The sequence below is a fragment of the Comamonas testosteroni genome (assembly GCF_014076415.1).
In the GTDB taxonomy this organism is placed as follows: Bacteria; Pseudomonadota; Gammaproteobacteria; order Burkholderiales; family Burkholderiaceae_C; genus Comamonas; species Comamonas testosteroni_F.
In genome coordinates, this window is the sequence record NZ_CP043568.1 from 5,593,115 (window position 1) to 5,605,468 (window position 12,354).

The 12,354-nt window shown below is 60.2% G+C and carries 12 protein-coding genes; 2 read left to right on the plus strand and 10 right to left on the minus strand.

The window, feature by feature from the left end; all coding sequences use genetic code 11:
• Nucleotides 1-54: 54 nt before the first annotated feature.
• The 9 genes from F0P97_RS25755 to F0P97_RS25795 form a co-directional block, all read right to left on the minus strand.
• Entirely contained in the window at nt 55-1,389 is a 1,335-nt protein-coding gene (locus tag F0P97_RS25755) for a CpaF family protein (RefSeq protein WP_182284886.1), read from the minus strand.
• Nucleotides 1,386-2,723 (minus strand): AAA family ATPase, encoded by a 1,338-nt coding sequence (locus tag F0P97_RS25760; protein WP_232538064.1) that lies wholly within the window; start codon nt 2,721-2,723, stop codon nt 1,386-1,388. Before F0P97_RS25760 ends, F0P97_RS25755 begins: the two co-directional genes overlap by 4 nt.
• A 28-nt stretch (nt 2,724-2,751) precedes the next feature.
• Nucleotides 2,752-4,116: a type II and III secretion system protein family protein gene (locus F0P97_RS25765; protein WP_182284887.1), complete on the minus strand. Its 1,365-nt coding sequence runs from the start codon at nt 4,114-4,116 to the stop codon at nt 2,752-2,754.
• 3 nt (nt 4,117-4,119) lie between these two features.
• Nucleotides 4,120-5,109: a Flp pilus assembly protein CpaB gene (cpaB, locus tag F0P97_RS25770; RefSeq protein ID WP_182284888.1), complete on the minus strand. Its 990-nt coding sequence runs from the start codon at nt 5,107-5,109 to the stop codon at nt 4,120-4,122.
• Nucleotides 5,110-5,157: 48 nt separating this feature from the next.
• Nucleotides 5,158-5,694 (minus strand): TadE/TadG family type IV pilus assembly protein, encoded by a 537-nt coding sequence (locus F0P97_RS25775; RefSeq protein ID WP_182284889.1) that lies wholly within the window; start codon nt 5,692-5,694, stop codon nt 5,158-5,160.
• Between the two features lie 20 nt (nt 5,695-5,714).
• Nucleotides 5,715-6,185, minus strand: a complete 471-nt coding sequence (locus tag F0P97_RS25780; protein ID WP_182284890.1) for an A24 family peptidase — start codon at nt 6,183-6,185, stop codon at nt 5,715-5,717.
• A gap of 8 nt (nt 6,186-6,193) precedes the next feature.
• Nucleotides 6,194-6,361: a Flp family type IVb pilin gene (locus tag F0P97_RS25785; RefSeq protein ID WP_043003899.1), complete on the minus strand. Its 168-nt coding sequence runs from the start codon at nt 6,359-6,361 to the stop codon at nt 6,194-6,196.
• A 418-nt stretch (nt 6,362-6,779) separates the two neighbouring features.
• A complete protein-coding gene (locus F0P97_RS25790) occupies nt 6,780-7,094 on the minus strand; it encodes a helix-turn-helix domain-containing protein (RefSeq protein WP_034348855.1) in 315 nt (104 codons plus the stop codon).
• Between the two features lie 209 nt (nt 7,095-7,303).
• Nucleotides 7,304-8,101, minus strand: coding sequence for a YecA family protein (locus F0P97_RS25795; RefSeq protein ID WP_003076152.1), 798 nt, complete (start codon nt 8,099-8,101; stop codon nt 7,304-7,306).
• A gap of 180 nt (nt 8,102-8,281) precedes the next feature.
• On the opposite strand from F0P97_RS25795, the gene F0P97_RS25800 reads away from it, so the two are divergent.
• Both F0P97_RS25800 and F0P97_RS25805 read left to right on the plus strand, forming a co-directional pair.
• Nucleotides 8,282-10,030 (plus strand): FMN-binding glutamate synthase family protein, encoded by a 1,749-nt coding sequence (locus F0P97_RS25800; RefSeq protein WP_182284891.1) that lies wholly within the window; start codon nt 8,282-8,284, stop codon nt 10,028-10,030.
• Between the two features lie 70 nt (nt 10,031-10,100).
• Nucleotides 10,101-10,919, plus strand: coding sequence for an RIO1 family regulatory kinase/ATPase (locus tag F0P97_RS25805; protein ID WP_182284892.1), 819 nt, complete (start codon nt 10,101-10,103; stop codon nt 10,917-10,919).
• 115 nt (nt 10,920-11,034) lie between these two features.
• On the opposite strand, the gene F0P97_RS25810 is transcribed toward F0P97_RS25805, so the two are convergent.
• Nucleotides 11,035-12,351: a dicarboxylate/amino acid:cation symporter gene (locus F0P97_RS25810; protein ID WP_182284893.1), complete on the minus strand. Its 1,317-nt coding sequence runs from the start codon at nt 12,349-12,351 to the stop codon at nt 11,035-11,037.
• Nucleotides 12,352-12,354: the final 3 nt, after the last annotated feature.

Consider the following 12,354-nt stretch of genomic DNA (forward strand, 5'->3'; position numbering starts at 1 on the left):
GCCACGGCGGCTGCAGCGATCAGCAGCGCCAGACTCAGGAGCAAAAACGCATGGCTAGCCATGGCGCAGTCCCGCATGGTTTGCGCCGTTGCCGCCCGCGTGCTGCAGCACCGCACGATAGCGCGCCAGCTTGGGCGTATGTGGCACCATGCCCAGCGTGGTCCAGCGCTCCAGATCCTCGCCGTCGGCCTGCGGCAGCAGCTCGTGACGATAGAGCTCCTGCGTGGCAATCACGCTATCGGTGATGCCCGTGACTTCGGTGATCGATGTAATGCGCCGTTTGCCATTGGGCAGGCGGCTGATCTGCACGATGAAATCGAGCGCATTGGCAATCTGGCGGCGCAGGCTGACCTCGCTGCCCTGAAAGCCCGCAAAGCCCGCAAGCATCTCCATGCGGTGCAGACACTCGCGAGGAGAGCTGGCGTGGATGGTGGCCATGGAACCGTCGTGACCGGTGTTCATGGCCTGCAGCATTTCCAACACTTCCGCGCCGCGCACCTCGCCCACCACAATGCGATCCGGGCGCATGCGCAAGCTGTTGCGCAGCAGATCCCGAATGGAAACCACTCCGGCGCCTTCAAAGCCACCGGGACGGCTTTCCATGCGCACCACATGCGGGTGAGGCAGCGTGAGCTCGGCCGTGTCCTCAATCGTCACCACCCGCTCATTGGCGGGGATAAAGCCCGCAATCGCATTGAGCATGGAGGTCTTGCCGCAGCTGGTGCCGCCGCTGATGAGAATATTGCAGCGCTCGCGCACCGCCAGCTCCAGCAAGCGAGCCATGCCTTCGTCCATGGTGCCGAAATCGACCAGATCCTGAACGCGCAGCGGATCATTGCGAAACTTGCGTATGGATACCGCCGGCCCATCCAGCGACAAGGGCTCTATCACCACATTGATACGCCCTCCATCCGGCAAGCGCGCATCGACCATGGGCGTGGATTCATCAAGGCGGCGGCCCAGCGGGGAGATGATGCGGCGCACGATGCGCAGCACATGGGCGTTGTCGGTGAAATGCAAGGCCTCCTGCTGCAAAATTCCCTTGCGTGAGACAAAGACGCGCTGATAGCCGTTGATCAGAATGTCCTCGACCTCCGGGTCGGCCATCAGGTCATCCAGCGGCCCCAGCCCGGACAGCTCCTTGTTCAGGGCCTGCGCAATCCATTGCACCTCCTCGTCATTGACTGGAAAGCGCTGCTGACGCACAAACTGCTCCAGCTCCTGGTGCACAAACTGGCGCACACGGCTGGTTGACCACTTGGCAAACACCGCACCCAGTTCCTCCACACGCGTGAGCAAATGCTCGTGTGCGACGTTCTTGATCAGCAGCAGCTGCTTGGAGTCCGAAAAATGACTGCTTTTTTCGGCGAAAACAATGTCCATGCTCATTCGCCTCTCCTCAATCGCTTGGCCCATTGCCCCAAAACTCCCGACGCTGGCGCCGCGACCTTGTCAGCCACCACCGCTCCGCTCAGCAATGCTCTGGCCATGCTTCTGACACAGGTCACATAGGGATCACCGCGCAGCGATTGCGACAACAGCTGACCGCAGCTGGCGGCATTCAGCAAAACCGTGGACCGATCCGGCACCACATGCAGCAATTCCAGGCCAAGGCGCTGCGCGACCTCTTTGGCGGGCAGGCCGGCTTGCGCATTGAAGCGGTTGAGCACCAGCTTGAGCGTGCTGCGACTCACGCCCTTGGCATCAAGCTCCTTGAGCATCTGCGCCGTAGACACAATGCCTCCCAGCGACTGGTCACAAACCACCCAGCCCTGCCCGCTCTCGCGCAGCAAGGGCGCCAGAAAATCAGCCTGCACCATGCCGCCCAGATCGATCACCTGCACCCCAAGCAGGCTTTTGAGCGTGTTGACGACACCCGCTGCAGCCGCAGGGCTGACTTCGCGCAGCATGCCCAGATCGGAAGGCCAGGCCAGAGTCACAGTGCCTGTGGAGTGCTTGGCAAAGGCCGATTCGATCAATGTCGCGTCCAGGCGGCGCGTATTCTGAACCGCATCCACAAAGCTGAAGTCACCCGCGATGCCCAGATACAGCAAGCCATCACGTGCAGGCAAGCCCAGGTCCAGCAATGCTGCATGTGCGGACTCATCCAGCGGCAACTGACTTGCGCCAAACGGCCTGGCAACCTGCTTTCTGTTCTTGCTGCCTCGCACGTCATAGGCATGCATTTCCTGGAGCATCACGGCCAGATGCGTTGCCAGCGTAGTCACACCCATCCCTACACGTGCCCCCAGCAAAGGCAGGGAGAAGCCTTTGGTTTCCGGCTCCAGCGCCACCGTCGCAGGCAGCTGACGGCGTTCATGCATCTGATGCCTGATGGCCGCATTGGCCTCGGCTTCGGACGCATCCCAGTCAATGAATTCAACCACGCCACAGCGCAGGGCCGCACGCATGGAAGCGGGCTCGGCAGCAGAGCCGGACCCCATGATCACCACGCCGGGGAAACTGGCGCGCAAATCGCTGACCAGGACGATGGCAGCCTCCGTCATGGGAGTCGAGAAATCCACCACCACCACGCCAAGCCCAGGCGCCGAAATCGCAGTGTGAAGCGTTGCCAGATCGCCTGCCACCGGTATCACTTCCGCATCGCTGCCCAGAGCACTTGCCAGCCAGAAAGCGTGCGATGAGGACTGCGTTACCAGCACCACGCGTGCATTGCCGCGCACCGCCCCTGGCTGCGCGGTATTGAGCTGGGAAGAGTCCATGCGCATATTCATGTCTCTACTCTGGCACTCAGCGCGAGAAGCCCGGCGCCACGCTGGACGACAGGCCACCCGCCACCCATGGCCCCCACACCGCAGGATCACGCTGCTCGGTGCGCCCGGGCAGCAGCGGCTCCACATTCACATCGCGAGCCAGCGGCTTGACAAGGCGCGGAGTCACCACAATCGCCAGCTCGCTCTCCTTTCGCTGAAACTCCTGACGCTTGAACAGCACACCCAGAATCGGGATATCGCCCAGCAAAGGAACCTTGTCGGTACCCGATGTGGTGTTGCGGCTGACCAGGCCGCCAATCACAAAGCTCTCGCCGTCACCCAGTTCCACCGTCGTGTCGGCACGGCGAGTGGTGATGGACGGAATGGTCGCGCTGTTCAGAACTATGGTGTTGGCGTAGTCCAGTTCGCTGGCCTCAGGCGCCACCTTGAGCACGATGCGATCGTTGGACAGCACCGTGGGAGAGACCGTCAAGCCGATGCCGTAAGGCTTGTACTGAATGGCCACCATGCCCGTGCCTGCAGGCACGGGAACCGGCACCTCGCCGCCCGACAGAAAGTTGGCGCTCTGGCCGGACAAGGCCACCAGGGTCGGGGCCGCCAGCACCCGCGCCAGATTATTGCCTTCGAGCATGCCGATATTGACACCGATGCCGGCCTTGTCGAACTGCATCAACAGGTTGAAGGCCTGAGTCAAAGGGTTGGCGGTCGCGCCTGTCGTGGAGCTCCCGCCGCCTGAGCCATAGGAGCCCCGCCCAAAAATGCCAAAGCTGAAGCCAGAGCTGTTGGGAGAGGTGCTGAACAGATTGAGACCCACCTTCTTCATCTGGGTCTTGTTGAACTCAACCACCTTGACATCGACCTGCACCACATTGCTTTTGAGCTGGACGCTGGAGAGATCGACGGTCTTGGCCTTGTCGGCGGATTGCGCATTCGCCAGCTCGCCGGCAAATTGCTGCTCTATCAGGCTGGAGGCCTTGGCCGTGCGCAGTTCCACCCGCTGCTGCACATTGAGCATATAGGTCTGCGCCTGCGCTTCACCACGCGGCCAGACCATGAACGATGTGCTGCCAGGCTTGAGCGGATTCAGCAGGATCTTGGCGGCAGCCCCTTTGCCCGCACGCTTGATATGCACCGCCGCAATCGTGTCGTCGCCGATGGCAATGCGCTCCACACCGCCGGGCAGGTCCAGCTCATGCTGCGCGCCCATCACGAGCTTGATTTCCCTGGATGCTGTTGCTCGCTGCGCTCTGCTTTCGCCCGCATTGGGCACTTGCTGCGCAAGGGCCGGGACAGTGACGGCACTCAAGGACAGGCCGTAGAGCAGATACAGCGGCTTCAGCGAAAAGGTGCGGGATGCGATTGAAACAGTCTTGTTATTCATAGATCAGTACCGCACGGTTTGGGAGTTGGCACCACGCACGAATTCAACGGGCAGGGAAGAGTCTGCGGAGGCAGTACGTGTGCGCGGCACAGCAGGCTTGGCAACCCCGGCTGTCATGGGCCTGGCTGCACTCATGCGCGCGACCGAAGTGCCTGCAGAACCAGCCAGGCTGCTCATGGCCACACCAGCCTGCGCTGCGTCAGCACCTTCCAGCGGAGCGGCAACAGCTCCCTTGGTCATGGCGACGGCTAATACGCCGGGCAGTGGAGCAAACTTCTCCCTATCCGGCTCTGTCATATCCGTGGGGCTGCGCAACGCCAGAAGCAGACTGCCATTGGAGCCGCCCAGCAGCAACTGACTGACCTCGGCCACCGGCACCGCAAGCACCGCAGTTCGGGCGTTGTCAGGGCCATTGGCCTGCTTGCCCTCTGTTTTCTCCACCGAGCTCAGAGCATCCACCGATGCCGCACCATAGGCCAGCACGCGCTTGCGCGAAAGCAGCAAACGCGCCTGGCTCTGGTCGATTTCATTGCCATCGCGGCGCAGCGCAAAGAACACATCGACAAAGTCACCAGGTCTGATGCGATTGCCGGCGCCAATGCTTTCATCGACCTTGACTGCGACCGCTCGCTCCCCCTCCGACAACTTGAGCGCCAGGCCGGTCGCCATTTGCCCTTGGAGTACGGGTGCGCCTTTGGGAATGTCCACCGCAGGAACCGAGCCGACCGCAGCCTGAACCTCGCCATAAGCACCATCGGGCTTGGCGGGCAACGGCATGAGCTGCAGATCCTCGGCCTTGAGTGCCTGGCCCGCGGGAATGGCCTGCGCGGCCACCACCACGCTCAGGCTGGCATTAGATTGGCTGCTGCTGGCGGAAGTTTGAGCCTGAGGGTCCGGTGCCTGAGGAGCCCTGGCAAGCATCCACCCATAAACACCCAGAGCCAATGCCACTGCCAGCAAAACCCCGACCGCGATCTTTGCGACATTCACCATAGATTTCCCTCTTATTACTTGGCTTCAAAGAGCAAGGCTTTATCGTTTTCAGTCAATCAAGCTAATTTGTGCGACGGCTCTCCCCCGCAAGAGATTGGGAGTGGGCAGGCTCAACACAGACCCCAGCAATCTCGGGATCAGCGGTGCGGTGGCGTAGTTGTAGTTCACCTGCATGGTCACGCAGTTCACCAGGCTGGCATCGTTGGAGGCAGTGAAAGATGCTGAACCTGTACCACAGAGACCAGGCGTGGCATGCAAGCCCGCAGCATCGCTGACACCTGCGCTGCAGCCCGCAGAACCCAAGCCTGCACCCATTCTGGAAAGCCAATCCGTCGCCAAGGCCGCAGTGGCACAGGCTGCAGTCAAACGTGCCTGCAACTGGGCTGGCTTGGTCATCGCGGCGCCCGTGGGAACGGAGGGATATCGCACTGCGGCTCTTGCCCCTTCGGCGGCAGCCAAGGTCAAGGTCTGCTGTGCGGCAAAGATCAGGCCATAGGTGATGATGGCGTAGAAAATCAGAAAGAAAATGGGAAAGAGAATGGCAAACTCAATTGCTGCTGCACCTTGCTGCCTTTTGAATTGCATGACCCCCTCCTTTCCTCTTGCTATTTATTCAGCATCAGAACAATCACCGTTGCCATGGAGAGATAGGTCACATACGGAATGAACCTTCTCTTGTTTTTTTGAGTACCGTCGTCCCAATTAATCGCTGGAGAGAAAAAATACTTCAAATGACTTCGAACAATGAATCCATGAGCCACCGCAAAACCGCAACTCAACGCCCAGACGAGCAATAACAACTCCCAACCCAGCCAAGCACCGAGCGCTGCTGCGAACTTCACATCTCCGGCAGCCATCACCCCAAAGAAATAAAACACCAAGAGAACTGAAAATGCCAGAAAACAACCAATAAAAGCACCCTCAACAGAAATATTGACAGAGCTTGCTTCAGGAAAAAGGAAAGCAGTAATAAATGCCAACCCTAATCCTGAAACAGATAAATAATTGAAACATTTTCTATATCTGGCATCACAGACTGCCGAAGTGCACAGCCATGCCAGAAATACCATACCCATTACGGTATTTACCCACCAATCGCGGTAAGAATATTACCCAAAAGCGTATTGATCCGGGTTCCAAGGCCGGTAACAGCACCCACAATGACAGCGGCAATCAGCCCCGCGATCAGGCCGTACTCAATCGCCGTTGCACCTTCTTCATCACGCCAGAATTTGATGATTTGGTCTTTCATGACTAGCTCCTTCAACAATCAGGTTTGTAGATCGCTGTGGCTGTTTTCGACCACCGCGGAACCAATCTTACGAAGCCAGAAACATCTTGAAATATTTGAAATAGCTATCAACAACTATGCGGCATAGTTCTCGGCAATTTCAACCACCGTGCAAGCAAGCACTCCCACATCAAAAAGACCAATAAAAACAAAGACTTCACTGGATGCAGGGAATCATCTGAAATTTTCTTGACTCTTCCCTCACATATGTCTTCCGGTTCAATCTACGCAATCTTCATTTATTTCCTACGGATTAATAGATTTCGTCCTACATTCAATAATCGGGTTAACCCTTTGTTTCAGATGAAAGAACAAAAAGGCCTGCAGACAGCAGGCCTTTCTGAAACAAAAGAGATTGCTCAATAAAGTGATTCGGAAATCACTGCAGGGCTTTAATCAGTTTGAGAGCAATGTCCTGCAGCGGTGGCTGCAGTTTTCTATAGCAGTCGAGCAGGCGCTGCTCATCGCTGGGTAGCGATGCGGTCTCGGAATGCAGACCTGCCATCAATTCCAGCGCCGTGGTCTGCAGCGCAACGGCCAGTCTTGCCAGCGTGTCATTCTTGAGAGTGCGAATGGCTCCCGACTCGATCTGCGAGATGGCGGATGCAGTGACATCCGCCATCTGCGCCAGGCGTCCCTGGCTCAAACCCAGCGCCTGTCGCCGGGCGCGTATGCGCTCACCTAAATGCGTCATCTATCCCACTAACTCACACTACACGCCAATGCCTGCGCAAATGTCACGCGGCCTTTATTTAGTTTGAGCCTCCCGACAACCAAGACGCCTTGATAGCGGGCTCTGCAATGCCGCTATCCCTAACTCGGGGCAGCAAGCAAAGACCGCTCTGCAGCGGTGCTGCCGCCCCTTGACGGGGCTGATCAAAGAGTCTCAGGCGGAGGCTCTGGTCAGGCCCCGTGGCACTTCTTGAACTTCTTGCCGCTACCGCAGGGGCAAGGGTCGTTGCGGCCGGGCTGCTCGCCCTTGACGATGGTTTCCTGGCGTGGGCCCATGCTCTTCCACAGGCGGTACAGGTCATACACGGCCCAGATGGCTTCGCCAAAGGCATCCACACGCTCCTGGCTGGTCGAGGCAGGACCGGCTTCGTCGTACAGATTCAGAGCCGGCTCGTCCGTGTCGTCCTCGGTCAGGTTGACGATGAACTCCATGGCCGCGTCCAGCAACTGTGCTGCTTCCTTGTCGCGTGGCGCAGCCCATTCGTCGGCCCAGTTCTCCACCACGAACATGAAGCCCAGCGCCCACACTTGCGAGAACGAGGGCACTTCTTCGCCAGCCAGCTCGGCCTGCTCGGCTTCGGGCAGGATGGCGATGGCGCCGCGCGTATCCAGCGCTTCGGGCTGGAAGGCTGCGTCGTCGGCCAGGGACTTGATGTCGGCGTCCAGTTGCTCGCGCACTTCGGCCAGGCGCAGCTCGAACAGCTCCATGAAACGTGCCTGCTGGGCCTCGTCCTTGAAGACTTCCAGCTTGGGCAGAGGCTGGCCTTCGGCCACTTGCAGGGCTTCACCATCGCCCAGCAGCATGGGCATGTATTCGGCAGCGGCAATGGGGCGGCGCGTGCAGACCAGAGCGGTCAGGAAGCCGTCACAGAATTCCCACTGGGGAATTTCGTCGCCGCGGGTGCGCAGTTCGTCGAGGAGCGCATCCAGCTCTTCGAGCTGGTCGTTGCTCAGTGCGCCCTCGGGCATGTCGGCGAGTGCCGCATCTTCTGCGGCGGAGTTAGGTGCTTGTTCTTGCATAGGGAAAGGCTTTTATGATGGCCCGGACCGTTTCATCACTATCGAAGTGCAGGGCCGGGAGATGGGGCTGGGGGCAGGATGCTCCCGTACGGGCTGAATTTTAGCGGGCCACCATCAACACACCCTGCCATGGGAGTATCTGCAGTGCATCGCTTCTTCAATAGTCTGCCTCTGCGCTATAGCGCGCTAACCATTTCGGTGGTCGTACTGGGCACCACGCTCTACACGCTGACGACAGCAGACAGGGGGCTTGGGTGGCTGATCGCTTCGGGCCTGTTGGTGCTGCTGGGCATCTGGGATCTGCTGCAAAAGCAACATGCCATTCTGCGCAACTACCCCATCATGGGACATTTGCGCTTCATCTTCGAGTTCATACGCCCCGAGATTCGCCAGTACTTCATCGAAGGCGATACCGAGGCCCAGCCGTTCTCGCGCGCCCAGCGCTCGCTGGTCTATCAGCGTGCCAAGGGCCAGGTCGACAACCGGCCGTTCGGCACCCAGCTCGACGTGAGCCAGCAGGGGTATGAGTGGGTCAACCACTCGCTGCAGCCCACCAAGCTCAGCTCGCATGACTTCCGCCTCTGGATTGGCGGCACGCAGGAGCAACCAGCTGAAGGAGTGGATCCCTGCACCCGCCCCTATCACGCCAGCGTCTTCAATATCTCGGCCATGAGCTTTGGCGCGTTGTCGGGCAACGCCATCCAGGCGCTGAACCAGGGCGCGAAGATGGGCGGCTTCATCCACGATACGGGCGAAGGCTCGATCAGCCAGTACCACCGCATGCATGGCGGAGATCTGATCTGGGAGGTGGCCTCGGGCTATTTCGGTTGCCGCAATGCGGACGGCACGTTCAGCGAAGAAAGATTCGTCGCCAACGCTACCGACCCGCAGGTCAAGATGATAGAGATCAAGCTCAGCCAGGGCGCCAAACCCGGCCATGGCGGCATGCTTCCTGGAGCCAAGGTCACTCCCGAAATTGCAGCAGCACGCGGCATACCGATTGGCGTGGACTGCATTTCGCCATCCAGCCACAGCGCATTTTCCACCCCTGTGGAGCTGATGCAGTTCATCGCCAGGCTGCGCCGTCTTTCAGGCGGCAAGCCCACGGGTTTCAAGTTCTGCGTCGGTCACCCTTGGGAATGGTTTGCCATGGTCAAGGCCATGCTGGAAACCAATATCACGCCCGACTTCATCGTCGTCGACGGTGCCGAGGGCGGAACGGGCGCTGCGCCTGTGGAATTTGTCGACCATGTGGGCGTACCGCTGCAGGAAGGCCTGCTGCTGGTGCACAACACGCTGCTGGGCGTGAACCTGCGCCAGCGCATCAAGATCGGTGCGGCAGGCAAGGTCATCACGGCCTTCGACATTGCCCGCATGATGGCCCTGGGTGCCGATTGGTGCAATTCGGGGCGCGGCTTCATGATGGCGCTGGGCTGCATTCAGGCCCAGAGCTGCCACACAGGCACCTGCCCCACGGGCGTCACCACGCAAGACGCCGTGCGCCAGCAGGCGCTGGTCGTGCCCGACAAGGCCACGCGCGTGGCCAGCTTCCACAAGAACACCTTGCATGCGCTGCAGGAGCTGGTTCAGGCCGCTGGCCTCAGGCATCCCAACGAGATCACGGCCCACCATATAGTGCGCCGGCTGGACGACACCCAGGTCAGCCTGCTGTCCAACCTGATATTGCGCGTGGAGCCGGGCTGCCTGCTCAAGAACCTGGAGCGCCAGCACAAGGTCTTCCAGAACTACTGGCCGCTGGCCACGGCACAGAGCTTTCAGCCGCTGCACGAGCCCGTGTTGCGCCCTTCTGCTGCGGGCAGTTCCGACAACGCGGCACAATCGCAGGCTTTTCCCCAGCGCAACGGCATCTGGACCTGAGAAGCCAGAGCCTCGCGCGCCTGACAGACCCCACGCCGTGCCATCTCAGGATATTTCCACCCAAGAGCAGATGCCATCTGCGCATAACGCCATCGATTACCAGGCATTCCTGCGCGAGCATCTGGACCAGCCCCATAGCATCATGCGCTATGAACTCGCGCATGAAACCCTTTGGGTCAAGCGCGCCAACAAGGGCAACCCGGCCCTCAACTACTGGCTGCTGAGCACACTGGCCAAGCTGTTCAGGGCCGCCGTGCTGCAGCCCGTGCCCAACCCCGGCGGGACCGAATCCCTGCAAACCGAGGTGCGCCGCCTGCGCAGCTTCATGGCCAAGGGCCTGCGCGTGCCGCAAGTGCTGGCCACGGACGACCAGGCCTTTGTAATGCGCCATCTGGGCCGCCCGGGCGAAGAGGCGCCGTCCCTGAGCAATGCCATCGAAGACGCGATTGCCCAGGGTGCGCAGGCCACGCTGCAGCTCTGGCAAAGAGGCCTGGAGGCCATCGAGCAGGCCCATGCCAGCGGCGAGGTACTGAGCCAGGCCGTAGCGCGCAATATGGTGGTCTGCGCCGATGGGGTCATAGGCTTCATCGACTTTGAAGACGACCCTGCTGCCCATTTGCCGCAAGCCGTCTGCATGGCGCGCGATGCGCTCAACTACGCCCAGTCCACGGCACTGTTTCTGCAGCAGGCAGGTGCGCTGGAGCAGGCCCGGCAGGCCTGGCTGCAGTTTGTGCAGCAGCTTCCCGCCGAGGCCCGGCAGGTACTGGAGCGCACCGTCAACAAACTGAGCTGGGTGCGCTTTCTGCCCCGCAGCAAGAGCCTGGGGCGCGACACCCTGCGCGTGCTGGCGGCCCATGACTTGCTGACGGCCACCTCACACTCCGCCTGAATGCAATCGAATCAATAGCTATCAACGCCTTCCCCGGCTGGGCTTAAAGCCTGAAATCCATGAAAAAAGCCCCGACCTGATGGCCGGGGCTTTTTGGCATGAGGCCTGTGCTCGCTCAGGCGTGAGCGGACACCGCCTCGTTTTCTTCCTTGCCTGCCAGAGCAGCATCCAGCTTTTCGTAGTCCAGCGCGCTCTCCCATTTGGAGACCACCACGGTAGCGACGGCGTTACCGATGAAGTTGGTCAGCGAGCGGCATTCGGACATGAAGCGGTCCACACCCAGAATCAGAGCCATGCCGGCCACTGGCACCTCGGGCACCACGGCCAGGGTCGCTGCCAGGGTGATGAAGCCAGCCCCCGTCACACCCGCCGCGCCCTTGGACGACAGCATGGCAACCAGCAGCAAAGCGATCTGGTGGCCCAGGGTCAGATGAGTATCGGTCGCCTGGGCAATGAACAGAGCAGCCAGCGTCATGTAGATATTGGTGCCGTCCAGGTTGAAGGAATAGCCGGTAGGCACGACCAGACCGACGACGGACTTGCTGCAGCCGGCTTTTTCCATCTTGTGCATCAGCGAAGGCAGAGCCGATTCGGAAGACGATGTGCCCAGCACCAGCAACAGCTCGTCCTTGAGGTACTTGATCAGCTTGATCACGGAGAAGCCGCAAAAGCGCGCCACCGCACCCAGGACCACCAGCACGAACAGGGCCGAGGTGATGTAGAAGGTCAGCACCAGCTCGGCGAGGTTGACCAGCGAGCCCAGACCGAACTTGCCGATGGTGAAGGCCATGGCGCCAAAGGCACCGATGGGAGCGAACTTCATCACGATGTTGACCAGCTTGAACACGGGCTTGGTCAGGGCTTCGAAGAAGCTCAGCACGGGCTTGCCGGCCTCGCCGACCAAGGCAAGGGACACGCCGAACAGCACGGCCACCAGCAGCACCTGCAGGATGTTGTCACCCACGAATGGACTGATCAGCGTCTTGGGGATGATGTCCATCACGAAGCCGGTCAGCGTCATCTCGTGCGACTTGGCCACATAGCCCTTGACGGCCGTCTGGTCCAGGTCGGCAGGGTTGATATGCATGCCGGCACCAGGCTGCATCACATTCGCCACGATCAGGCCCACAACCAGCGCCAGCGTGGAAAAGGTCAGGAAATACGCCATGGCCTTGCCGAACACACGACCCACGGCGCTCAGGTGCGTCATGCTGGCGATGCCGGTGACGATGGTCAGGAAGATCACCGGCGCGATGATCATCTTGATGAGCTTGATGAAGGCATCGCCAAAGGGCTTCATGGCTTCGCCGTAGGCGGGCTCGAAGTGCCCCAGCAGCACGCCCACGATGATGGCGAACACCACCTGGAAGTAGAGCTGACGGTAGAACGGCAAGTGCTCGCGCGGAGCAGATTCTGTGGGCAGAGTGTGCACGCT